The 25,556-nt window shown below is 43.8% G+C and carries 21 protein-coding genes; 1 reads left to right on the forward strand and 20 read right to left on the reverse strand.

Going from position 1 to position 25,556, the window contains the following annotated elements; translation table 11 throughout:
* Window positions 1–23: 23 nt before the first annotated feature.
* The 20 genes from RZO55_RS11345 to RZO55_RS11440 form a co-directional block, all read right to left on the reverse strand.
* Window positions 24–215: a YjfB family protein gene (locus tag RZO55_RS11345; RefSeq protein WP_097004778.1), complete on the reverse strand. Its 192-nt coding sequence runs from the start codon at window positions 213–215 to the stop codon at window positions 24–26.
* Between the two features lie 85 nt (window positions 216–300).
* A complete protein-coding gene (locus RZO55_RS11350; RefSeq protein WP_318064393.1) occupies window positions 301–1,839 on the reverse strand; it encodes a sensor histidine kinase in 1,539 nt (512 codons plus the stop codon).
* A 17-nt stretch (window positions 1,840–1,856) separates the two neighbouring features.
* Window positions 1,857–2,531, reverse strand: coding sequence for a response regulator transcription factor (locus tag RZO55_RS11355; RefSeq protein ID WP_318064394.1), 675 nt, complete (start codon window positions 2,529–2,531; stop codon window positions 1,857–1,859).
* 179 nt (window positions 2,532–2,710) lie between these two features.
* Entirely contained in the window at window positions 2,711–3,553 is an 843-nt protein-coding gene (gene kduI / locus RZO55_RS11360) for a 5-dehydro-4-deoxy-D-glucuronate isomerase (protein ID WP_318064395.1), read from the reverse strand.
* A gap of 325 nt (window positions 3,554–3,878) precedes the next feature.
* Entirely contained in the window at window positions 3,879–4,991 is a 1,113-nt protein-coding gene (locus RZO55_RS11365; protein WP_318064396.1) for a tetratricopeptide repeat-containing glycosyltransferase, read from the reverse strand.
* Entirely contained in the window at window positions 4,988–6,100 is a 1,113-nt protein-coding gene (locus RZO55_RS11370; RefSeq protein WP_318064397.1) for a tetratricopeptide repeat-containing glycosyltransferase, read from the reverse strand. The genes RZO55_RS11365 and RZO55_RS11370 overlap by 4 nt, the downstream gene beginning before the upstream one ends.
* Before the next feature lie 93 nt (window positions 6,101–6,193).
* Window positions 6,194–6,721 (reverse strand): GNAT family N-acetyltransferase, encoded by a 528-nt coding sequence (locus RZO55_RS11375; RefSeq protein ID WP_318064398.1) that lies wholly within the window; start codon window positions 6,719–6,721, stop codon window positions 6,194–6,196.
* A gap of 121 nt (window positions 6,722–6,842) precedes the next feature.
* Window positions 6,843–8,672, reverse strand: a complete 1,830-nt coding sequence (locus RZO55_RS11380; RefSeq protein ID WP_318064400.1) for a 5'-nucleotidase C-terminal domain-containing protein — start codon at window positions 8,670–8,672, stop codon at window positions 6,843–6,845.
* Between the two features lie 161 nt (window positions 8,673–8,833).
* On the reverse strand, window positions 8,834–10,624 hold the full coding sequence (gene aspS, locus RZO55_RS11385; protein WP_318064401.1) for an aspartate--tRNA ligase: 1,791 nt from the start codon (window positions 10,622–10,624) through the stop codon (window positions 8,834–8,836).
* A gap of 9 nt (window positions 10,625–10,633) precedes the next feature.
* On the reverse strand, window positions 10,634–11,902 hold the full coding sequence (hisS, locus tag RZO55_RS11390; RefSeq protein ID WP_318064402.1) for a histidine--tRNA ligase: 1,269 nt from the start codon (window positions 11,900–11,902) through the stop codon (window positions 10,634–10,636).
* Between the two features lie 67 nt (window positions 11,903–11,969).
* Window positions 11,970–13,424, reverse strand: coding sequence for a coproporphyrinogen dehydrogenase HemZ (hemZ, locus tag RZO55_RS11395; protein WP_318064403.1), 1,455 nt, complete (start codon window positions 13,422–13,424; stop codon window positions 11,970–11,972).
* Between the two features lie 9 nt (window positions 13,425–13,433).
* The gene (locus tag RZO55_RS11400; RefSeq protein ID WP_318064404.1) at window positions 13,434–14,078 is read right to left on the reverse strand and encodes an MBL fold metallo-hydrolase; all 645 of its coding nucleotides are present in this window, start codon (window positions 14,076–14,078) and stop codon (window positions 13,434–13,436) included.
* A 42-nt stretch (window positions 14,079–14,120) separates the two neighbouring features.
* Window positions 14,121–15,194, reverse strand: a complete 1,074-nt coding sequence (locus tag RZO55_RS11405) for a CatB-related O-acetyltransferase (RefSeq protein WP_318064405.1) — start codon at window positions 15,192–15,194, stop codon at window positions 14,121–14,123.
* The gene (locus tag RZO55_RS11410) at window positions 15,169–17,430 is read right to left on the reverse strand and encodes a RelA/SpoT family protein (RefSeq protein ID WP_318064494.1); all 2,262 of its coding nucleotides are present in this window, start codon (window positions 17,428–17,430) and stop codon (window positions 15,169–15,171) included. Before RZO55_RS11410 ends, RZO55_RS11405 begins: the two co-directional genes overlap by 26 nt.
* 117 nt (window positions 17,431–17,547) lie before the next feature.
* Window positions 17,548–18,540, reverse strand: coding sequence for an adenosine deaminase (gene add, locus RZO55_RS11415; protein WP_318064407.1), 993 nt, complete (start codon window positions 18,538–18,540; stop codon window positions 17,548–17,550).
* A 135-nt stretch (window positions 18,541–18,675) separates the two neighbouring features.
* Complete coding sequence (gene lsrF, locus RZO55_RS11420; protein WP_318064408.1) at window positions 18,676–19,557, reverse strand: 3-hydroxy-5-phosphonooxypentane-2,4-dione thiolase; 882 nt, start codon at window positions 19,555–19,557, stop codon at window positions 18,676–18,678.
* A gap of 53 nt (window positions 19,558–19,610) precedes the next feature.
* Window positions 19,611–20,720 (reverse strand): substrate-binding domain-containing protein, encoded by a 1,110-nt coding sequence (locus tag RZO55_RS11425; RefSeq protein WP_318064409.1) that lies wholly within the window; start codon window positions 20,718–20,720, stop codon window positions 19,611–19,613.
* A gap of 50 nt (window positions 20,721–20,770) precedes the next feature.
* On the reverse strand, window positions 20,771–21,799 hold the full coding sequence (locus tag RZO55_RS11430; protein ID WP_318064410.1) for an ABC transporter permease: 1,029 nt from the start codon (window positions 21,797–21,799) through the stop codon (window positions 20,771–20,773).
* Complete coding sequence (locus RZO55_RS11435) at window positions 21,796–22,794, reverse strand: ABC transporter permease (protein ID WP_318064411.1); 999 nt, start codon at window positions 22,792–22,794, stop codon at window positions 21,796–21,798. Before RZO55_RS11435 ends, RZO55_RS11430 begins: the two co-directional genes overlap by 4 nt.
* Complete coding sequence (locus RZO55_RS11440) at window positions 22,791–24,320, reverse strand: sugar ABC transporter ATP-binding protein (protein ID WP_318064412.1); 1,530 nt, start codon at window positions 24,318–24,320, stop codon at window positions 22,791–22,793. The genes RZO55_RS11435 and RZO55_RS11440 overlap by 4 nt, the downstream gene beginning before the upstream one ends.
* A 308-nt stretch (window positions 24,321–24,628) precedes the next feature.
* On the opposite strand from RZO55_RS11440, the gene RZO55_RS11445 reads away from it, so the two are divergent.
* On the forward strand, window positions 24,629–25,549 hold the full coding sequence (locus tag RZO55_RS11445) for a sugar-binding transcriptional regulator (RefSeq protein WP_318064413.1): 921 nt from the start codon (window positions 24,629–24,631) through the stop codon (window positions 25,547–25,549).
* Window positions 25,550–25,556 lie beyond the last annotated feature (7 nt).

A 25,556-nucleotide genomic window follows, 5' to 3' on the forward strand; every position in this document is an offset into this window, starting at 1 on the left:
ACTCCTTAACGGCTGATACTTCTTTACACTCTTACATCAACATACTGTCCTAAACCAGTTGCCTTAATCTGGTTTGGAGCTGCCGCATCCATCATCTTTAAAAGATCGGCTGCCTGTGCTTCCTGGTTATTCATTGCCTTTTTGGTAACACTTAAGCTGGCACTCTGTTGAAGCTTAGCAGAACTTAGCTGCATACTCATTGCTGCAATATCCATATCATTCTCCTTTCACATCGCATGTCTTAAGAAATCATGGTTCAACACTATTTATATCGGCATTTTTCACTCAGCACATAAGTCATTATCCCTTTTCCTGATAGCAGTCCAGGGTAAACCAGAATTCTACCCCGCCTTTTACATTGCGGACACCACAGGTTTTATTATGGGAATCAATAATGGCTTTTACAATGGAAAGCCCGATGCCGCTGCCACCATATTCCCGGGTATGAGCCTTATCGACTTTGAAAAATTTCGTCCAGAGTTTGGGGATATCTTCTTCCGGAATGTTCTGTCCTGTGTTAAATACAGTTACAAGTGCCTCTTTTCCGTTTTCTTCTGCGGTAATAATAATCTCCCGCTCTCCGCCCAGGTGATTGAGTGCATTATTTATATAATTGGTGATTACTTCTTCTATTTTGAATTCATCCGCACAAACCCGGATCTTATCAAAGGTCTCCAGTTTCACCTTCGCCTCTTTTTGCTGAATCAATATTCCGGAAGAACCAATCACTCCACGAATCAGTTCTGTTAAATCAAAGCATTCCAGCTGCAGATCATCATTGCCGAATTCCAGAGCTGTGAGATTTAACAGCTGGCGGACCATTTTATTCATCTTATTGGCCTCATCCATGATTACCTCACAGTAATAATCCCTGCTCTCCGGATCTTCTGCCATTCCCTCTGTTAAGCCTTCCGCATATCCCTGAATGAGGGCAATTGGGGTTTTTAACTCATGGGAGACATTGGCAATGAAATCCTTCCGCATCTCATCGATCTTTACCTTCTCTTCGATATCCTTCTGCAATTCCTCATTGGCACTGCGAAGCTGTCCGATGGTATCTTTAAGCCGATCGGACAGCTGGTTCATGCTGTTGCCCAGAATACCGATTTCATCTTTTTCATCGCCGGTATATTTCGCCTCAAAGTCCAGACCAGACATCTTCTCGGATAAATTTGCCAGCTGCAGGATGGGGGTTGTGATCCGCTTTGTCGTAAAATAGATAAATAAACTGCCTATAATCAAAGCTATAGACCCCACATAAGCCAGGAACTGATTTGACAAAGCCACACTGTCCCGGATGCTAGACAACGGTATGGAGATCAAAAAAATAGTTTTATTATCAGAAAAATATCCCCAACTTTCCAGGTAATAGGAATCCGAACGTTTGTCGTAGGCTTTCTGAATAATATAATTTTCGTGTTTTTTTAACACGCTGGCCTGGGGCATATCTTTACCGAATATATAATCCTCCACCCTGTTTTTTAAGAACTGGGGGTCTCCGCTTGTGGACATCAGGAACTTGTCGGTGGTGCTGTCAATTAAAACCATCATTAAATTGTATTTTTCACCCATAGTCCGGAACATCTTCTGTACTGGACCCTCATTCTTGTAATCAGGATCATAGGAATCATAGTAATACTGGATGATCCCCTTCCCACTTTCGTTGGCCTGGTCAACCACCTTGTCGATCTCTGTGTAGGCCATCTCCAGTATATGAACCTTGGCTCTGGTATAGAAACTCTCCAAAAACAAGTTATTCACACACCAGGTGCACAGAAGGACAAATGCCATCAGACAGACAAACACGATGGCGAAACGTGCTTTTATGGAATGCTTCATTCACTCACCTCTAACGATTATGTTACCTCAAATTTATAGCCCATTCCCCAGATCGTCCTGATGTAATCTCCTTTATCTCCCATTTTGCTTCTTAACTTCTTTACATGGGTATCAATGGTTCTTGCATCACCAAAATAATCATAGTTCCATACATTATTTAAAATCTTCTCTCTGGATAAAGCAATTCCCTGATTTTCCAGGAAATATGCCAGAAGCTCAAATTCTTTATAGCTTAATTCAATGTCCTTTCCATCGATTGTAACCTGATGAGCCACCTTATCAATGCAGATGCCGCCGATTTCCACAGAATCTGTATTAACAGCATTGCTGCGCCTTAATATGGCCTCTACACGGGCAACCAGGATCTTGGGGCTGAACGGTTTTGCAATGTATTCATCCACGCCTAATTCAAAGCCCTGAAGCTCATCACGCTCCTCTGTTCTGGCTGTCAGCATGATGATGGGAACCTGGGAATATTTGCGGATGGTCTTACAGGTCTCCCACCCATCCATTTTGGGCATCATCACGTCCAGGATAATCAGCACAATATCCTTCTGCTCAAAAAATATGTCAACAGCTTCTTCTCCATTGGCTGCTTCTACAACGGTAAATCCTTTTACACTGAGAAAATCCTTAACCAGTTTTCGCATTCTGGCTTCATCATCTACCACTAATATTTTTAACTGTTCCATAAAAACCTCCCGAAATCAGATCTCAACTGTTTTCCAGTATTTCTGAAACATATTGTACCAAATTGATAGCAGAATATCTACATTTTCACAGAGATTTCACACCATTTGCCAATTTCCTTCCTGAAATGAAAAAAACAGGCAGATGCCCATATAAAAGCATCTGCCTGTCCAATTATTTTTTATCTTAATTCAGTTGTAAGAATGGTGTCCATATCATCAAATGCCTGGTTCTCACCGCCCATTGCCCATACGAAGGTATAATTGCTTGTACCTGCTCCGGAATGGATGCTCCAGGATGGGCTGATTACTGCCTGCTCATTCTGCATAACGATATGTCTGGTCTCATTGCCTTCGCCCATCATGTGGAATACCACATTGTTCTCCGGAATCTCGAAGTACATATAAACTTCCATACGTCTTTCATGAGTATGAGACGGCATGGTGTTCCATACACTGCCCGGATCTAAAACGGTCATTCCCATGGATAACTGGCAAGTCTCAAGTACATCCGGATGGATGAACTGGTTGATCACGCGCTTATTGGAAGTTTCCATTGCACCCAGCGGCTTCTTGGCAGCCTTTTCGATGGGAATAAAGGTTGTCTTGCAGGACTTGTGAGCCGGAGCACTTACCATATAGAATTTTGCAGGGTTTGATGCATCATCACTGGAGAATAATACTTCTTTGGTTCCCTTTGTGATATATAAACAGTCTTTATATCCCATGCTGAATTCTTCTCCATCTGCCTTGATCTTTCCGGATCCGCCGATGTTAAAGATACCGATCTCACGTCTTTCAAGGAAAAAGCTTGTACCAAAGTTTTTCCAGATATCAATTCCTTTGTCAATAGAAACAGTTTCTGTTGTTGGCATACAGCCCAGTGTCACCATACGGTCCACATGGGAGTAAACAGCTACCACTTCATTGGCAACATATAAGTTCTCAATTAAAAATTCGTTTCTGGTTTCTTCTGTTGTATAACGTTTGAAATCTTTCTGATTTGCAGAGTAACGAATATCCATTTATTAAAAGCCTCCTTATTTGTATTTGAAATAACTGACCACCTTCATGGTATCATAAGGCAGTTTTTAATTCAACATCTTATTGGATTATTTTAAATTTATCCACTTCTTTTTGCAGAAGTCCTGCCTGAGCGGATAATTCCTCGCTGGATGCGGAACTTTCCTGAGCGGTTGCTGCATTGCTCTGGACGACTGCGGAGATCTCATTGATTCCGTTGCTTACGTTATAAAGTATTTGTCAAAATTTAAACAATTAAAAAAATTCCAGAAAAAAGACACAAATTCCCTGTTTTGAAACCTGTGTCTTCCATCCGGAATGCTGTTTCTATTTGATTTGTGCTGCCTGAATCAGTTTTAAATTACTTTTCAGCCGTTCATTATCAGGGGCGGTCAAAAGCGCTGCTTTCGCATGTTCCAGAGATTCAGTAAACAATCCCAGACGGTAGGATGCTATGGCGCAGAGATCTTCTGGTGTATAGTCCCAGGAATAGCCCATATTCACAAAGGTTCTTGACTTTTGTTTTATTTTCAGAGCTTCCAGTGTCAAAAAGTAAACCATCGGCCAATCCTTTAACTCATAGCACATTTTGGCAAATTCCACATAAGAATCCCGCATATCCGAGACCTCTGCAATTGCTTTAAAATACCACCGGTATGCTTCCTTACTGCTTCCCATTCTGTAATAGGATTTGGCAATCCAGCGCATAGCTGCACACCGCTCATCACACCATCTGGCGGTTGGAAGCTGTAAATACTCCATCAGTGTATTAATGCTTTCCTGCCATTTACTCTTATACATATATTCTCTGCCCAGATAGTACCGCATCCTCTCATCGTCCGGTGCCTCCTTTACTGCCAGTTCCAGAAGAGGCAGATAGGAACCTCTGGATTTGGTGGGATCCGGATGATGGTTTAATACCATTCCTTCGATATATACCGTTTCGAGGGGCTTTTTCCCGCAGTACTGGATAAACTCATGAACAGGGCATTTCCACCGGAAATCCCTGCGCTCATGGACTTTAAAATAATAAAATTGTATGTCCGGTGTTCCATCCTTCTTTAGGCTCCAGTTGTAAAGATAACGGCCGGTTTTTGCCACTGCCCCCTTACTGCGCGGCTTATATTTCAGCCATGCTTCCTCCAGGCGGCTTCTCCAGCCTGGCTCAAACCTCTCATCAAGGTCTGTACAGACGCAGATATCCACATCCTCCGGCACATGATCCAGGGAAATGTTTCTTGCCACATCAAACCGCCACGGCTTTACTACATCAATATAAACCACAGCGCCCCGTTTTTTCAGCTTTTCTACCGTATCATCCTCTGAACCGGTATCAGTCACAACGATGAGATCAGCCTCGCTCATAGAGTCTATCCATTGGTCTACAAAGGAAGCTTCATTTTTACAGATTGCATAAACACAGATTTTCAGTTTTTTCATGAGGTCTCCTCCTCAGCTGTCTGTTTTCTGCTTTTCTGCTGAATCAGTAAAAGATTGCTCTGAAGCCGTTTATTCTCCGGAGCTGTTTTTATTGCCCAGGCAGCATATTCCTCAGCTGTTTCATACATTCCCAGCCGGTAAGCGCTGATTGCTGCATAATCGTACAATGCATACCCCCAGCTTGCCGGATCCACCAGATAGCTTCCCGTGCTTTCTTTTATTGTCAGGCCCTTTAAAGCCGTAGCAAAGCATAACGCCCAGTTGGATTCCAGATAACCGAATTTCGCCAGGGCCAGATAAGGCTCTCTTACCTCCGGGCATTCAGCAAGAGCCCGGTAAAGCCAGACCAGTTCTTCTCTTTTATTTCCCTTTTGACTATAAGAATGGGCGATAAATCGCATGGAGGCACTTCGTTCCTCTGCCCATCTTGCAGTTGGCAGGGAAAGGTGTTTATTCAGGGTCTGTATGGCCTCATCCAATTTCCCATGGAACACATACTCTCTTCCAAGCCAGAACACGGCTCTGTCATCTAAGGGATTTTCCTGCACGGATAGTTCCAGAAGGGGCAGATACTGACTTCTGGGCTTAGACTCATCGGGATAGTGATTTAACACAATTCCGTTTACCCAGGCTATTTTTTCAGGCTCTGATCCACTGTATTCCAATACTTCATGCACCGGATGGACCCAGCGGAAGCCATGGCGTTTATGAATCTTCTCCATAGGATACTGTTTCTTTGGTGTTCCGTCAGGATTTAAGGAAAATGTGAAAAGATATCTGGCACGGGTCTGGTCTGGTTTCCAGGCAGACTCAAGTATATTTCTCCACCCTGGTACAAATACTTCATCTAAATCATTGGATACACAGATGTCCGCATCCTCCGGTACATGACTGAGAGCCATATTGCGTGCAGTGTCAAATCTCCATGGGGAAATGGTTTCTTCATAAACAGTTGCTCCCCTTGCCCTGAGCTTTTCAACGGTGCCGTCTGTGGAGCCCGTATCTGTTACAATTACTTCATCTGCCTCAGATACCGCATCCATCCACCGGTCCACAAACTGCTCTTCATTTTTGCTGATCGCATAAACGCATATCTTATATCGGTTCAATCAAACCAACTCCTTTAGAATATACTGATTGCTAGATACAATATATGCAAAAAAAGCCTGTCCTGTGATAGAAATAAGACAAACTGGTCCTGATTACGTTAGTTTCACTCCGTATACGATTTGGTAGATCTCTTTTTTATAGGGCAGAAATTCTTCCTCGGAAACTGGTTTCCCATAGCTGGTAACCCACAGCTGCATGGGACTATCCTGGGACTTTAAGGGCATCTGCTGGTAGAAAAAACGATTGATATAAAATCCCATCCGCTCATAAAACACAGCCCTCCTGCCTGTTATTGGATTATCTTCCGTTACCGGTTCAATTTCCAGAAATATTGGTTTTTTTGTCTCCCACACCGTTTCTTCCACCAGAAGTTTTCCATAACCCTTCCCCCTGGAGATCTCAGCCGTAGCCAGATGCTCAAAAAATACACAGCCGGGCAGATCCCAATATCCAAGAAACGCCACGATCTTACCGCCTTCCTTTACAGCCCGGATATGATAGCGTGGATTGAAAAAGGTATCCCACTGCCCTTCCTTCGTGCGTCGTTCCTGGTCAGGAAATGATGCCTGGTAGATTGCATATATTTCTTCAAAATAGTTCTGTTGTTTCTCAATCAGCATTTCTTATCTCCCGTATTTTTTCTTTTTTAACCATTGTACCACGGATCTCCTGGTTTTGCAGACAAGAAAAAAGCAGCAGCTCCATAAGCATTAATTCACTTATGGAGCTGCTGCTGCGGTATTACTGAATGGTGATTCTTCCCTGTCCTGACGGATTTGCATAATCTGCACCTACATTACCGCCTAAGTTACTGCGAATAAAGGCAGACAGTATATCCACATCGGTCATAACATCATCACGGAGCACCTTGCTGTTTTTAAACATTGTCATACCATCACCAGCCATCTTTAACATGTAATTATGGGAAGCTACGGTATACACTTTGGCAGGATCAAGAGGGGAATCTCCTACTTTGATATCTGCTACCCGGTATGCACCGGCTACTTTTACAAAGTTGCCTTTTTCATCTAACTGTACACTGGATGGAACTGAGGTCTTAATGGTATATGTCAAACCGGATACCTGTAAAAATCCACCGTTTTCCTTAGGATAATTACGGGAAGACATCTCTAAGGCATCCTTAATCTGCTGTCCGGTAGCTTCTACCACGCACCCCATGTTTCCAAAGGGGTGTACGGTAAGGGTATCGTTATATGTAATATTCCCAGGCTTAATCCCTGCGCGGACACCGCCTCCATTTACAATACCGACATCTGCCCCAAGCACCTGGCGATAGGCATCTGCACAAAGATCACCCAAATTGGTTTCTCCGTTTCTGACAGCCCGTTCTCCTGTTGCAGGATTGATGATGGTGAGATCCACATCTGTATGACCCAGAACTGCTTTTAAGGATTCCTGATACTGGGCCTGAATATTCTTAATAAACTGGTCAGTATCATAATCCAGGGCTTTTCCATCCTCTGATACTGCGGTTTTTCCCGGTATAACAAGCTGACTTCCCAAAGTAAGAACGTCCGGATCCTTCACCTTGTCCCGGTTGGCGTTATAGATCTCTCTCCAGCGGTCATAGGAACCTAACTCTCTTTTTGCAATGCGGCTGAGAGAATCGCCTTTTTTTACTGTGTAGGTGCTGGACACTGCAGTCACAGGAACCTGGGCAACCAGTTCATTGGCAATGGAGCCGTCTGTATGTATGGTCAGCTTTCCGATTTTGCTTAATTTGGTTCCGGACTGGGTAAGGAGTACATCCTTTCCATCCTTATTCTTTAAATCCTTCGTGTATTCTTCATGTGAATGACCGTCGATTACCACATCAATTCCATTTGTATTCTTAATAACATTATCAGAGGTCCACCGGTCTGTTGTGCCATTTTCTCCTAAATGCCCCACTAAAATCACGAACTGGGCACCCTCTGCTCTGGCGCTGTTAACAGACTGCTGAATCTGGTCGTAAAGTTTTTTGCCGGTTTCATCTTCACAGAATCCGTAAATGTAATTGCCGCTTCCATCCTGGAAATAGGCAGGTGTTGATTTGGTGAAGCTTTCCGGTGTGGTGGCTCCTACCAGAGCGACCTTTGTGCTGCCGTATGTAAACATTTTGTAAGGAGCAAATATCGGGGTATTGGTTTTTAAATCCATAAAGTTGCCGGAGTAGTAGCCACAGCTTAATTTACCTGCCAGCTCTAAGAAACGGGGCATACCGTAATCATATTCATGATTCCCCGGCACAGCAAAGTCATAACCCACCTGATTCATGATGTCAATGATATATCCGCCGTCCGAAAGAGTTCCGATGGGGGCTCCCTGAATGGCATCTCCTGCGTCAACAAGCGTCACGTAGGGTGTCTGGGCCTGCATCTCTTTTTTGTATAGAGCAAGACCTGCATACCCAATCTTGTCATCAATGCCGCAGTGAACGTCGTTGGTATAGAGAATCACGATGTCCTGGTCTGCTGCACTGGCCGGAATCGAGAAGCCGGCAGTAAGAGATAAAACCATGAGCAAGGACAGAAAAAGAGACAGAAACTTTCTTTTAGTACTTCCTTTCATTGCTTGAATCCTCCTTTAACATATGCTTTTTTCTATATTATAGCAGATCAATGTAAAATTTCCATATTATAATGTTAATATTTTCCTTTTATCTGATACTTTTTTTCGATAAAAAAACTCTCTGCATCCGACATTTCGTTATGCAGAGAGTTCTGTATTTTTTATGATTCTTCTTCGCTGACTTGAATCCCCAGATCATCAAGCTGCTTGGGATCTACAGGAGCCGGTGCTTCAGACATTAAGCATGAAGCATCCTTTACCTTAGGGAATGCAATAACGTCACGGATGCTGTCAGCACCAACCATCAGCATAACGACACGGTCAAGACCATAAGCCAGTCCTGCGTGAGGAGGTACTCCGTAACGGAATGCATCTAAAAGGAAGCCGAACTGTTCGTTTGCCTGTTCTTTGGTAAAGCCCAGTACCTCAAACATCTTGGACTGAATATCGCCCTGGTGGATACGGACAGAACCGCCGCCCAGCTCCGTACCGTTTAACACGATATCATACGCTTTGGCACGAACTGCTCCCGGGTCGGTATCGATCATAGCCCAGTCCTCTTCCATCGGCATGGTGAAGGGGTGATGCATGGCTGTAAAACGTCCCTGTTCCTCGTTATACTCAAGTAACGGGAATTCTGTTACCCATAAGAATTTAAATTCATCCTTTTTCAGAAGATCCAGCTGTCTTGCCAGCTCCAGACGAAGGTTTCCAAGTACATCAAAAACAACCTTGTCCCTGTCTGCTGCAAATAAAAGAAGGTCTCCCGGCTGCCCATCCATGGCTTTTGCCAGTATTCCAAGTTCCTCTTCTGTCATGAATTTGGAGAAGGAACATTTGTAGCTTCCGTCTTCATTCACTGCCAGATAAGCAAGCCCCTTAGCTCCAAAGCCTTTTGCATATTCCACAAGTGCATCGATTTTTTTCCTCGGCATAGAAGCCTGTCCTTTTGCATTAATGCCGCGAACAGATCCGCCGTTTTCCAAAGCTCCCTTAAATACAACAAACTCTGTATCCTTTACTACGTCTGAAACATTCTTAAGCTCCATTCCAAAACGCATATCCGGTTTATCAGAACCGAAGCGGTCCATAGCCTCTCTCCAGGTCATACGTGTAATCGGAAGCTCCAGATCGAAATTGCAGATTTCCTTAAACAGCTTCTTTAACAGTCTTTCATTCACTGCCAGTACATCTTCCACGTCTACAAAGGACAGCTCCATATCGATCTGTGTAAATTCCGGCTGTCTGTCCGCACGTAAATCTTCGTCACGGTAGCATCTCGCCAGCTGGAAATAACGGTCATAACCGGAGCACATAAGAAGCTGTTTGAAAAGCTGGGGAGACTGGGGAAGCGCATAAAAGGATCCCGGATGAACACGGCTTGGCACCAGATAATCCCTTGCGCCTTCCGGTGTACTCTTAATAAGAGTCGGGGTCTCGATTTCCAAAAAGCCCTCTTCAGCAAGAAATGCTCTTGTTAATGTGGCAACCTGGCTTCTGATCATGATATTCTTCTGAAGGTCCGGTCTTCTTAAATCCAGATAACGGTATTTTAATCTCAGTTCTTCTTTTGTCTTGCTGTTTTCTTCAACAGGAAAAGGAGGTGTCTCAGACTCAGAAAGAATCCGCAGGCTCTTTGCCCGCACTTCAATAGCACCGGTGGCCAGATTCTCATTCACACTGCCTGCTCTGTTCTCCACTATACCGGTAACAGCAATAACAAACTCACTTCTCAGTTTCTCCGCTTTTGCGAAATCCTCTGATCCGCAGTCGCTTTCTTCAAAGATGATCTGCAGAATACCGGAACGGTCTCTTAAATCAACGAAAATAATACCGCCCTTGTTTCTGCTTTTCTGAACCCAGCCCATAACTGTAACTTCTTTTCCTGCACAGGCTGTTGTAACTTCCGTACATCTATGGGATCTTTTTAAACCCAACATTGACTCTGCCATAACTTCCTCCTAATTTGTTTCCTTTAGTGCTTCTTTATAAAATTCCTTAAACTGGGTATACCCTTCTTTTTGAAGGCTTTCCTTCTGGAACTTTTTATTTTTATTCATCTGGGATACTAAAACAGTTTTCCCTTTGGCGCGTTCGCTCATGGCCTCTTTCACAGCCTCATTCATAACGGAATCGCTCACTCCCTTTTCAATCAGGAATGCAAGCTTTTCTTCACTTCCCGGTACGGTAAAGCCCTCTTCCATAAGGATAGTGATAATTCTCTCGAAACCAATGGAAAAACCGCATGCAGGTGTATCCAGACCTGTGAATTTACCAATCATCTTATCATAACGTCCGCCGCCGCCGACTGATCCCGGGAATCCATCCACCAGAATCTCGAAGATGGTTCCTGTGTAATAGGACATTCCGCGAACCAGAGTAGGATCGAATTCGATCTTAAACTGACTGGTTGTAATCTGGCTTACACTGTCAATGATGGCTGCCAGATTCTCTGCCTTTTCCGGATCCATGGCATCCTCCAACGCATCCTTTAAGCTTCTTACACCGGCAGCATCCCTTGTCACAGTTTCAAACAGGGCCAGATATTTACTCACATTCTCCTCCGGATAACCTGCTTCCTTTAACTCCCGTGCCACGCCATCCATGCCGATCTTGTCCATCTTATCCAGAATAATAAAGACCTGATCATAAGAGTCTTCCAAAAAACCGCAATGTGCTGCCATTCCTTTTAAGATATTCCGGTCATTGATTCTTACGGTATATCCCTTAAATCCTATCTTGCCAAGGAGTGTGGTGGTCGCAAGGATCAGTTCGATCTCCGCCAGTCTGGTGGGATCTCCCAGGATGTCGATATCGCACTGGACAAACTGTCTGAAACGTCCTCTCTGCGGGCGGTCTGCTCTCCAGACACTTCCCATCTGAAGGGACTTAAAGGGGGACGGTAAAACCGCCGCATTATTAGAATAATATCTGGATAAGGGAACTGTGAGATCGTAGCGCAGTCCGCTGTCAGCCAGATCATTCTCCGCCTGGGCTGTTTCCAGATTCAGCTTCTCTCCCCGCTTCATAATCTTAAATATCAGCTTCTCATTGTCTCCGCCCTGCTTACTGGTCAGGTTCTCAATGTGTTCCACACAGGGAGTCTCAATGGAATTAAATCCAAATCCGCCGTACGTCTCCCGAATCTGGTTCATCACATATTCCCGTACCTGCATCTCAGCGGGAAGTATGTCCTTCATTCCGGTAACCGGTTTCTTTTTTAATGACATTTTTTTCACTCCGTTTTTTTATTTTCTATCTATCATGGATATCGCAAATCATGCTTTCTATTTTAAATTACATTTCTGATTTTGCAAGCATTTTTTCTTTTCTTTCTATCATTTCATCGATTCTGGAGATGTACTGCTCCACATCCTTGACGTTTTCTACCCGCTCCAGACGGTTTTCAGCTGGAAATACCACCTTGGTGGAAGTTCCTGCCCCACATGCTGCTATGGTCTGTTTTTCCTCCATGATCAGGATGTTATAAATACAGGCTTTTCCAGGAACCGAGTATCCAACATTTTCAAAGTTTCCAGCCATGTTCTTCTGGCGGTAGAGATAATAAGGCTCCTGTCCCATACTGCGTGCACAGGCTGCTGTTAAATCAACCATTTCCTGGGTTCCTGTGATTTTTAAATCCCCGTACTGTTCCTTAAACATATTAAGACGTGCCGCACGTTTAATTGCCAGAGTATGAACGGTGATTCCATCAGGTCCCAGAGATTTGATTTCCTCCATGGTTCGTCTTACATCCTCTATGTCCTCTCCTGGCAGTCCGATGATTAAATCCATGTTGATATTATCAAATCCCAAAGACCTGGCCAGATGAAACCTGTCCTTTACCATCTCCACCGAATGACGGCGTCCGATCACTTTAAGCGTCTCTTCCTTCATCGTTTGGGGATTAATGGAAATTCGGGTCACCCCGTATTTCTTTAATACCTTCAGCTTCTCTTCTGTAATACTGTCCGGTCTTCCTGCTTCTACAGTAAACTCCTTGACGTTTGTAAAGTCAAAGGTTTCCTTCAGTCTGCACATCAGCGTTTCTAAATGCCCGGCACTGAGTGAGGTTGGAGTTCCTCCACCTACATAGACGGTATCCAGAATTCTTCCAGACATTCGTCCGGCAGTAAATTTCATCTCTTTCCACAAGGCTTCCAGATACTCATCCATACGTTTTTCCCACTGGCTGATGGGAAAGGAGGTAAAGGAGCAGTACAGACAGGTTGTGGGGCAGAATGGGATTCCGATATAAAGGCTGTAGCCCTTTTCATAGTCAATGGAAGATAGAAGCTCTAACTCCCGTTTTGCAATTTCCAGGCTTAACTCCGCCTTCTGATCACTGGTGAAATACGTATCCTTCATATATTCTGATACTTCCGCTTCTCCGCTTCCGGACAGCAGCTTTGTCATGGTTATTTTAACCGGGCGGATCCCCGTCAGTGTTCCCCATGGAAGGACTTTTTTCGTAAGCTCTCCCGCCATGCCATAAAGCATCCGCTTAATCCTGTTTTTCGTTTCAAAACGGTCGGAAAAGTCCACCTCTGTACCGGACGTTTTCGTAATTTTATGTTCCCTGTCTTCAAGACTCAGCTGGAAGAAATCCTCTCCCGTCACACTTCGTACGATCAGCCGGAACTCTTCATCCGGGTTCTCCTCATGGAGGAACCGTTCTCCTGGATAGAATGCCATAAGCAGTTCCCTGATGTCCTGTTCAAAGGATTGATTATCCAATATTAATCCTATCATTTTTATTCCCTATCCTCTGTATAATGCCACCGGATTATACGATTTTTCATGACCGATGGTAGTTACGTCCCCGTGTCCCGGATAAACCATGGTATCACCAGGAAGGGGGAACAGTTTTTCTTTGATGGAACGAATGATCGCAGACTGGTCTCCTGTAGGCAGGTCTGTCCGCCCCAGCGATTCCAAAAAGAGGGTATCTCCGCTGATTAAAACATCTTCTTCTTTGATATAATAGCAGACACAGCCCTGTGTGTGACCCGGAGTAGCAATTACGTCAGCTTTTATACCTGCTGCTTCAACGGTCTCTCCGTCAGCCACGTACCGGTCTGCAGCTAAGGAACAGAGTCTCCCAATATTGTCGGAAAGATTTACAGACGGATCTGCAAGCAGCATTTTTTCCTCTTCACCGGCATAGACAATCACTTCCGGAAACGCCTGCTTAATCTCCTCCACAGCCATAATATGGTCAAAATGACCGTGAGTTAAAAAAATGGCTTCCGGTGTGACAGACAGTTTCCTGCACTGCTCCAAAATATATGCACCCTCATCTCCGGGATCTACAATGATTGCCTTTTTTAACTGTTCCCGAAAAATAATATAACAATTGGTTCCAATCTGCCCTACATGGTATGTTCTAATTCTGAAATCGCTCATATTTTTATCTCCTGTCTCTATCGTTTCCTGTGTCTTGCCGAATTATATGATAAATACCGGAATATCGGTCCCATACAAAAGCTTCGCCTGATAATAATCTGCATACTCCATAAAAAGAATGTTGTCTTCCCTTCTTGTGGTAACAAAATAATCAGCTGCTGCAAACAGACACCTTACGTCGTCTTGTGCTTTCCCCATTCTCACCATAATCTCTCTGCCGCCCGTTTCCAGATTCTTAAGCACTTCTAATACTTCCAGACAGCTCTCCTCTCCGTCAGACGGACTGATGTAAATGAAAAGCCTGCTCCAGTCAGGACCTGACGCCGCATATTCCGTTACGATCCTCTTCCAGAGGGGAAACGGACATAAACCGTCTGCAATCAGCAATATCGTCTTTTTCTCTGATCGCGTAATTGCTGGTTGTATCTGATCCCAGTCTTCTTTCTGGTCAAATTTCCGAGTAAATGCCTCTACAGGAAGAAGAAACTCTTTTTGATTTTCAGCCAGTTTTTCCTCCGTCCAGTTCCACCAGCCGATTCGGTTTAAGGCTCTTCTGGTCTCTTCCTCAAACCGGTAGCCGATGATTTTAGCCGGGTTTCCGGCTGCCATGGCATAAGCAGGCACCGATTTGGTAACCACGCTCTCCGCTCCGATTACTGCTCCGTTATGAATGGCAACGCCGCTTAAAATGGTTGTTCCATTCCCAATCCACACATCATTTCCGATCAGCACAGAGCCTTTTCTCTTCGTCCGGTCAGGTACCGGCAGCGTCATAAAAGCCGGACTCCCTTGAAAAACCGATTTGTAATTATGATTTAAATTCACCAGAAATGTGATTTTATCTGCCATCGCGCAATATTTCCCGATCTGTACGCAGTGAACCCCCTCAGCCATATTAAAATTTAATCCCGACTGTATCTCCATTCCCACGATATAACTGTCCCTGTCTATCTGCATAAAGGGAAACCGTTCCTCTGAGCCAGTAACAGGCATGGTAAGTCTGGTTAAACTTTTCACTGTCTGTGGAAGATATTTCACAGGATATACCACAATCCACAACACCTTTCCGATTAAAAAGAGAAAAACTGCGTTATCCCGCAGTCCTCTCAATGTCAATTACACCTTCGATTTGTCTCAGTTTATCAACCAGTTTTCCAAGCTCTTCCACTCCATGGGTCTCAAAAGTCATGGTAATGGTGGCTTTCCCCTGTTTGTTGGTTCTGGAATTCATAGAAGTGATATCAATCTGCCTCTCAGTAAATACCTTGGAAATGTCAACAAACATACCGATTCTGTTATTGGCAAAAATTTTGATTTCCGTAGAATAACGTTCTTTTGCGCTCTCTCCCTCCGGCTCCTGCCACTCAGCATCGATCAGCCGGTTTCTCTCATCTTCCGGAAGATTTAAAACATTCACACAGTCTGTTCTGTGTATGGAAATCCCTCTTCCTCTGGTAACAAAGCCAACAATCTCATCACCAGGCACAGGAGAGCAGCATTTAGAGAAACGGACCGCAAGGTCGTGGATTCCCTTTACGACAATTCCGCTGCCGGAACGTCTTTTAAGCGGCAATCTGCTTCCCATATCCTCAATGTCATTCAATATGGTAGTGTCCGTTACGTCCTTCTTTAGCTTCTTATCCTTCTCATCCACCATCTTATTGATGACCTGGCCCTCTTTTAACCCGCCGTGTCCGATGGAGGCCAGCACAGAATCCCAGTCGCGGAAGGCGTATCGCTTCATAACCTTCCCCTGATATTCCGGCTTGTTGATCTCAGAATAATTGATCCCTTTGGTTTTACAGTAGCGGTCCACCATCTCCTTGCCCCGGAGAATATTGTCTTCCTTCAGTTCTGTCTTAAACCATTGGTTGATTTTATTCTTAGCCTGAGTGCTTTTGACCACATTCAGCCAGTCACGGCTTGGGCCTTTGCTGTTCTGGGAGGTGATAATCTCCACCTGGTCCCCGTTCTCAATCACATACTCAATATTTACCAGCTTCCCATTGACTCTGGCACCCACCATCTTGTTTCCAACTGCACTGTGTATGGAATATGCAAAATCAATAGGAGTGGAACCGCTGGGAAGGTTCTTCACATCCCCGGACGGAGTGAAACAGTAAACACTGTCGGAGAACAAGTCTAAATCACCCTTGACCATATTTAAGAATTCCTTGTTGTCGGACATGTCCTTCTGCCATTCCAAAATCTGGCGGAGCCAGCTTAGCTTCTCCTGTTCCTTGCCTGCTGCAACCTGACCGCTGCCGCTCTCCTTATACTTCCAGTGGGCTGCAATTCCGTATTCTGCAGTCCTGTGCATCTCGTACGTACGGATCTGTATCTCAAAGGGCTGACCGTTGTTGCCGATCAGTGTAGTATGAAGGGACTGGTACATGTTGGGCTTTGGCATGGCGATATAGTCCTTGAAGCGGCCCGGAATCGGCTTATACAGCTCATGAATCACACCAAGGGCAGCGTAACAGTCCTTTACATTGTCAACGATAATGCGGACTGCAAACAAGTCATAGATCTGATCCAGTGTCTTATTCTGGTTGACCATCTTTTTATAGATACTAAAGAAGTGCTTGACCCGGCCGTCTATTCTGGCTTCGATCCCGGCTTCCTTCAAATGTTCATCCACTTCATCTACAATGCTCTTTACAAAGTATTCCCTGGCACCTTTTTTTAGTGATATTTTTTCAGCCAGCTCATAGTAGGTATCCGGTTCTAAGTATTTTAAAGACAGATCGTCAAGCTCAATCTTAATTTTGGAAATACCAAGGCGGTGGGCAATGGGAGCATAGATTTCCATGGTCTCCTTCGCCTTTTCCTTCTGTTTCTCAGGCTTCATATACTGAAGCGTCCGCATATTGTGCAGCCGGTCTGAGAGTTTGATGATAATGACACGGATGTCCTTAGCCATAGCCAGAAACATCTTTCTTAAATTTTCCGCCTGGATCTCCATCTTATCCATAGACCAGGAAATCTGGGTCAGCTTGGTGACCCCATCCACCAAAAGGGCTACCTCTTCCCCGAATTCTGCTTTCAGTTCATCTAAGGACATGACGGTATCCTCTACCACATCATGAAGAATTCCTGCAGCTATTGTTTCTTTGTCCATCTCTAAATCAGCCAGAATGATGGCAACACAAAGAGGATGAATAATATAGGGTTCTCCGGATTTGCGCACCTGGTCCTGATGCGCTTCTGCAGCAATATGATAGGCCTTCTCTATCATGGAGATATCGTCGGATGGGTGATACCTCTTTATGCTTGCCACCAGCTCTTCATAAAGCGCCTGCGGACTTGTAAAATCAGCAGGTGCTTCCAGATCAACATCTACTTTCTTCATCACTATATGTTCTTTATCAAATTCAGTCACTTTGTTATTTTCCATCATTGGATTATCTGCCATATACCGTCACCTTTTTGTAACATTCCTGTTTTCACCGATTTTTAAACGTAGTTATCATACATTATACGTATGATTGTCGAAAAAAGCAATTATTTTTTCTTTCTCTTCTGCTCCGATAAAGGCAGCTTCCAGCGCATAACGGTTCATCTGCCTTAAGTCCGCTTCTGTAAATCCCATATGCTTCTTTATCAGCTCTGCCTCTTTTTCCAGGGTGGTATCCGATACAGTCATGTTATCCGTATTATAGGTAACCGGGATTCCCCAGTCATAAAAAGCTTTTAACGGGTGGGTTTCAATGGATGAAACCGCCTTCGTCTGAAGATTACTGATTACGCACATCTCTAAGGTGATTTTTTCCTTTTTTAAGAGGTCCATACAGGACTTAGACTGAATTGCCGCACAGCCATGTCCGATTCTCCTGGCTCCATAGGAAACCGCTTTTATAATGTTCTCACAGTCTCCGCATTCTCCTGCGTGTATGGTAAAGGGGATATTCTTCTGTCCGGCTCTTTTGAAGAGAGGTTCAAAATGAGCCATGGGTACAAGACCTTCCGGTCCTGCAATATCTACACCAACCACACCCTTGCCAAGATAGGAAGAAGCCAGTTCAAAGGTCTCTTCATTCTCCTTATCCGATCCGTTTACCATGGAGCAAAGCAAAAGTCCTGCTTTTAGGGAAGTACCTTCCATTCCCTTATTCATGCCCTTTATAACCGCTTCCAGAGCCCTTTCCTTTGAAAGCCCCTTTTTCATATGAAGCTGAGGTGCAAAACGGATTTCACTGTAAATCAGTCCCTGGTCAGCCAGTCTTCTGGTCAAGTCCTCACAGGCCAGTGTAAGAGCTTTTTCTGTCTGCAGAAGCTTCCCTGGTAAATCAAAACATTGGAGATAATCCACAAGACTTTCACAATTTTCCCCCACTGATACACATTCCTTGATATCTTGTCCTTCAAAATCATATCCAATCTGCGCCGCTAACAGCCTTACCACGTCAATTGATAAGGACCCGTCAAGGTGCAGATGGAGGTCAGTTTCCAGTCGCTTCATAATTGATCCCTCCTTCATTTAATGAAAATATTCTAACATATAATAAGGAAAGCAACAATTATTTATTTTGGCCTCACGTTCTTTTCAGATAAGGAAAAGGAAGAACTGCCCAAATTGCCGGACAGTTCTTCCTTTTTAATGATGCACCATCTCCTGATAATATTCAAAGGCTTCCTTATCATTAAAGCCTTCATGAACAATTTTCCTGACTGCTGCGCACATTTCAACGGGATTTTCACTCTGGAATATATTTCTTCCCATGTCAACCCCCTTTGCGCCGTGACTGATGGAAAGATAGGCAAGCAAAAGCGCTTCTTTTTCCGGAAGCTTCTTACCTCCTGCCACCACAATGGGAACCGGGCAGGCAGCAACCACCTCTTCAAAATTCTCACAATAATAGGTTTTAATAATATTTGCTCCCAGCTCCGCAACAATTCGTGTAGCCAGTTTAAAGAACCGGTCTGTGCGTTCCATCTGTTTGCCCACTGCCACAACTCCCATAACAGGAATGCTGTAGCGGATGCCTGAATTAACTGCCTTTGAAAGATTGTCAAGACTGGACAGCTGTCCGTCTGCTCCGATAAAAGTCTGAACGGCCAGACAGTCTGCATTCATACGGATTGCATCTTCAATATCAACCGCCAGTATTTCATGGGAAAGATCTTCATCAAGCATAGAGGAGCCTGAGGTTGTCCTAAGAGCAATTCCTTTCTTTCCTGAAGCAGGTACACAGCTTCTGATTGCCCCTCTGGTACCCATTAAAACGTCCACATAAGGAAGAATCTTTGGTACAACCAGATCAAGACGTTCCAATCCAGCGGCAGCTCCCATAAAATATCCATGGTCAAATGCAAACATGACCGTATTCTGGCTGGTCTCATCAAAGATATTAGACAGATGCTTTTTCATACCCCAGTCTAAATTGTTTGCTCCTTTTACGTGGAACGGTTTATTATTTTTAAAGGGAACTTCTGTATAATAATTGTGTGCAACTTTTACGCCATCAAGATCTGCCATTTTTCTTTTCTCCTTCTCGTTTTATTCTTTCTGCCTTATAACAGGACAGGTAATCAGAAATCATAATTGTTCATGTTATCTTTGTTAAATACGGTCCGTTCCGGAAGCAGCACAACTCCGTTATTTACATCACCGGTCGATGCACCGTCTACCAGACAGTCATTTGGCAGTACTTCCACTGTCCCGATCTTCGGAATGTCTAATTTATCCCCTACCTTTAACTGATTTCCTGCTGATATGTATGCTGCTAAGTAGCTGCCAATTGCTCCCTGAACCTGGCAATCCCAAAGTCCCCACTGTTCGATGATTCCTGCATTACAGTAATCCTTAATGGACATAGGAGAAGCGAATCCGGTGATTGTAACATCCTCTTTTGTAAGCCCTTTGTTCTGAGCTGCCTTACACTGTCCCGGCAGAGCTGTGGAATCATTGCAGATAATCAGATCAATGTCCGGATTAGCCTCCAGAATCGATGCGCCGATGGAAACCGCCTTTTCTGCATCCTGCTCAGAGTAGTAATTATCAGGAGCCACATTTTCCCAGTTTGGATAATTTTCCTTAATATACGCCTCTCCTGCTGCCTGCCAGGAATTCTGATCAGCTACAGTTGCCTGGGAATAATGCCAGCAATATTTAATCTTATCAGCTTTAATATCCGTTCCCCTCTTCGTCAGGGAATCCGCTCCCATATCAACCAGCATCTTTCCAAGTATGTCCGGAGTGCCCTGAGATACCATCAGAGTACGGGCTGTATTTGATACGTCAGAATCCCAGGTAACCACTGTCACTCCTGCTGCCGACGCTTCCTCCAGTGCCGAGTCAAGTCCGGTTGCATCTACAGAGGAAACGCAGATTGCATCAACCCCGCTTGCCACCGCGTTATTAATTACCGAAACCTGATCTGCCACAGCCGCATTGGGACTTCCCTGGTAATCTACGTTTATTCCCCACTCTTTTCCGTATTTCTGAGCTCCTTTTCCTGCTGATTCAAAAAATGCATTACCAGTCAGTTTCGGTATGAATACCACCGTCTTTCCGGTGATATCAGAAGCCTTATCAGCAGCCTTTGCTGCTGCCTGTGTTGCCCCTCCTGATTTGCTGCACCCCGTCATTGCAGTTACCATCAGAATTCCTGCCATTACAAATGCGATTGCCTTTCTCATAAGAAACCCTCCTTCTTTTATATAGCTCTTTATAAATGAGGCGTAACCCTCTAATTACCCTTTCCGTACCATTTGTTTTTCATAAGAAACGTTTTAAATTGGGGATTGCCGAACACTGCCCGCCCAATAATAATCACCAGAAGTAAAATTCCAACCGGTATATCCAGATACTGCTGGCTCACCTTAAAGCAAAGAGGAAGGCCAAACCTTAATGTCCCAATTGCAATTGCCGCCAGCGCCGTACCGGGGACGCTGCCCTTCCCGCCTGTACTTAACGTTCCGCCAAGAACTACAGCTGTAATAATAGGTAAAGTCAGTGTTGCCCCAATATCACTTTTGGCTGTCCCCAGATATGAAGTCAGAATAATCCCTGCCACAGAGGCACTGACTGCAGACAGCACATAGGTACTCATAATAATCAGTTTTGTGTGGATTCCCGAATATTCTGCTGCATTTTGATTGACACCAACCAAAAATACTTCTCTGCCGTAGCGTGTTTTATGTAAAATGAAATATGCCAGAACAGCAAGAAACAAAAAAATTATGACCTGACTGGGAATAACCCCAAACAGCTTGAATTTGGACAATCTAAGAAAACTTTCCGGAAATCCATTAATTCCTTTATAGCTTTCTGTTGCAGACAGTTTTGAAACCAGAAGCCCGATTCCTGTATAAAGAAAGCTTCCTCCCAGAGTAACCACCATAGGCTGAACGTTGCAGTAAGCAATAAAAAAGCCTGAAACACCACCGCATACTCCTGCTGCTGCCATTGCAAGTAAAGAAGCTGCCCAGATATTTACTCCCCCATCCTGCCAGGCAACGCCAAGAATAATGGATGACAGCCCAACTATAGATCCCGCCTGAATATCTATGCCACCAGTAATCATTACAAAGGTTACAAACAGAGAAATGATGCAGATAGAAATAATATCATTCATGCTGCCGAACAATACTCTGGGCATTAAAAATTTACTGTTTTTACCTGCAAAAATCACAATTTCAAGTACAATCACCAGAAACAGAATAAACTCCCACTTTTTCCATATCTGATTCATTTTCAGGGAAAAAGAAGTTTTCATGCCTTTTGTCCTCCTTTTTTTGCAGTTCTGGCAAACAAAATTTCGTGTCGGTTCTTTAGCGCTGCGCGGTTTTGAACAGCTGTATTAATTACTACAATTGTCAGCAGCAGAAAGCCTGTAATGGTATTGTCATAATCAGATGAAAATCCCAAAAACACAAGAATTCTGCTAATGGAAGACATGATGACTGCACCAATGGCTGCCCCTGACAGACTTCCAATACCGCCGCTCAGGCTTAAGCCGCCTAATACACAGGCTGCTATTGCCTTCATCTCATATCCATTCCCTGCGGTAGGCGTGATAAATCCAATTCTGGAGGCATAAATCATACCTGCCATTGATGCAAACACTCCGCACAGTACATATGCAGTAATCTTGGTTTTATCTGCCGGTATTCCTACCAGCGTGGCTCCTGCAGCATTGTCTCCCACTGCCACAAAATATTTTCCTTTCCTGGTTTTCGTAAGAATCAAATGCCCAATCACTACAATAACAAGTGCTGCTCCATAAAAATATGTAACATTGCCTGCTAAATAACGATTTGAAAAAATGGTAAAATCAGCCGGCAGATTTTCTACCCAGGCACCTTTTGTATATACATAAATAATCCCCCTGACAACTCCATTTACCCCCAGTGTAAAGATCAGAGAGGGTATATTTAATACTGCAACTCCTATTCCATTCACCATTCCCACCAGCGCTCCCACTAAGATTGCTGCAGGCAAAGCTGCTCCAATTCCATAACCATCCCGCATCAGTGTGGCACCTACAGCAGATGACAGCCCCAGCACTGCACCTATTGATACATCAATTTCACCTGTCAGGATAACAAATGCAATCCCTGCTGAAAGAAAAGTGAATACAACACTGTCATTAAAACAATTGATAATCGTTTCCGGTTTCCAGAAGCTTCGATTGATCAGACCTACCAGAAAAATCAGCACTGCCAGGAACATAAAACTATTTATTTCCCTGTTTTTCAGAATTTCCCTCATACTTCCACCTGCTTTCCTTCCCCCACACCAAAGGATGCTGACATCAGTCCGGACTGGGTAATTTCGTGCTTTTTCAGTTCCCCTCTGATCCGCCCCTGGTAAACTACCACAGCCCGGTCTGACAATTCTACAATTTCTTCCATATCAGAAGAAATCAGCATAACAGCTACCCCCAGTTTTTTAAGTTTATGAATAATCCCGTATACATCCTTTCGGGCCGCTGCATCAATACCTCTTGTAGGTTCATCTAAGATCACCAGTCTGGGACTGGTCGCTAAGGACCTTCCAATAACAATTTTCTGCTGGTTTCCGCCAGATAAGCTGCCTGCTGGCTGATCCTGTCCTGTTATCTTAATTCTGAAATCATCAACATATCTGCTGGCTATTTTGTATTCTGCCTTTCTGTTAACAAATATTTTTCCCATTGATTTCCCGGCAATAAGCGCAGAGGTTATATTGGCAGCCACATCACTGATTCCAAATAATCCATTCAGGCGGCGGTCCTCCGGAACATAGTTAATACCAGCCTTTATTATCTCCCTGGTACAAAGGCCTGTCACATCCCTGCCATCCAGGATGGCCGTTCCGGAAAGTACCTTGTCCTTGCCAAACACAGTTACAGCCAGTTCTGTCCGGCCTGCACCCACTACCCCTGCTACTCCAAGGACTTCCCCAGGATAGACATTTAAGCTGATATCCCAAAATCCATAACCCGAAAAATTTTTCAGTTCAAATACAGGCTTCAGCCCGGTATAATTAAGTTCCTCTGTCTCCTGTCTTTTAGCTTCCTTACAGTCATCGGGAAGCAGACCCTTAACCAGCATCTCCCTGGTGAATTCAGAAATCTTTCCATTCAGTGTAATAACACCATCTCTCATGATCGCCACATGGGTGGCAATTTGAAACACCTCCGTCAGACGGTGGGTGATATAGATCATGCCAATTCCTTTTTTCTTTAAGTCTTCCACGATCTTAAACAGGCTTTCTACCTCATCAAAGGTAAGTGCACTTGTCGGTTCGTCCAGGATCAGAACTCTTGCCTGTCTCATCAGCCCTCTTAACAGCTCTACCAGCTGCTGTTCTGCTATGGACAAACTCATGGCTTTCCTTCCCATATCCAGATCCCAGTTTATTTCCTCCATAATTTCTTTCAGTCTCTTTTTAAGAATTCCAGGCTTTTCGCCCAAACCAATCAGAATATTCTCCTCTACTGTCATATTGGGAAACAATAAAGGTTCCTGTGGCACCATATAGATTCCCTTTGCCAGAGATGAACTTGGCTTGAAAACAGTCATTTTCTCTCCGGCAATGGAAACACTCCCTTCATCAGGCTGATAGATGCCCATGATTATTTTCATCAATGTACTCTTTCCAGCTCCGTTTCCCCCGATCAGCGCCAGAACTTCCCCTTCCCCTACGCTTATATCAATTCCTTTTAAAACAGAATTGAGGCCAAACGTTTTTATAATTTTGCTTGCAGCAAACAGTTTTTGATCCTGATACGCTGCTTCTGAATGTTTTGTCATTTCCCTCACCCACTATTTCGAGATAATTGTTTGCACTAAAAACTTTTGTTACAGTCATCATCATACATGATAACATACAGCTTGTCAATAGGCTCCGAAGATATTCATAGTGATTATTCACTAATATTACATCTTATATCTATATTTTTTATGCATTTATTTTTATTTATTTGGTTTTTTTGGTTTTTTTTATTTTTAATTCGGCACTATTGACAGATGATATGCAAATTGCTATACTACATTTAGTTGCAAACATTTTATTTATGTAACAACTTTTGTAACAATCTAAGGAACTGGAGAAGAACAGAATGAATTACGAAGAATCCCTTATCGTCAAGACAGCATGGTACTATTATATTGAGAATATGACACAGCAGAAAATTTCGGAACGACTTGGTATATCCCGAATGAAAGTAATAAAACTCCTGGATAAAGCACGGCAGAATGGGGTAATACAGTTTAAAATTTCCCAGGAGCGCAGCCATCACCTGCAAGCCGAACAGGAACTGATTAAGAAATGGAATTTAAAAGATGCATTTGTAGTACCGGCTTCCCCCGATAATTCCTCTGCAAATGATACAGTTGCCAAAGCTGCAGCCATGTACATCAATGATCGGATCACAGATAATACGTATATCAATATCGGTTACGGAGACACGTTAAGCCGGGTTTTAAACCATTTGGCTACAGTAACGGAAGCACCTGTTTCTGCAGTATCTCTGACCGGCGGAGTCAGTTATTATCTTCCTAATACTTTTTCAAGCGTCTTTAATGCAAAGCTATATTTGTATCCTGCACCATTAATTGTATCAACGAAGGAGCTTTGTAATGCAATGCAAAGCGAGCCCTCCATTCAGGAAATATCCAGAATGGTAAATCTGGCTTCGATGACAGTAATCAGCATCGGAGGACTTAACGAAGATGCAACAATTATAAAAAATGGAATTTTCACCCAAAATGATTTTCTTTATCTATCCATGCAGGGAGCTGTCGGTGATCTCTTAAGTCATTTTATTGACAAAGATGGGAATCCAGTTGAGACAGATATTGAAGAACGGCTTTTAAGCACCCCTTTAACCACACTCCGCGCTCTGCCAAACGTAATCGGAGTGGCGGCAGGAACCAGTAAGGTAAAAGCAATCCAGGCTTCTTTAAATGGTGGATATTTAAATACACTGATTACGGATGAAGCCACCGCTCTAAGCCTGCTGGCCGAAGATCCCGGCTGATAACAAA

It is taken from the genome of Clostridium boliviensis (assembly GCF_033342255.1).
Lineage (GTDB): Bacteria > Bacillota > Clostridia > Lachnospirales > Lachnospiraceae > Lacrimispora > Lacrimispora boliviensis.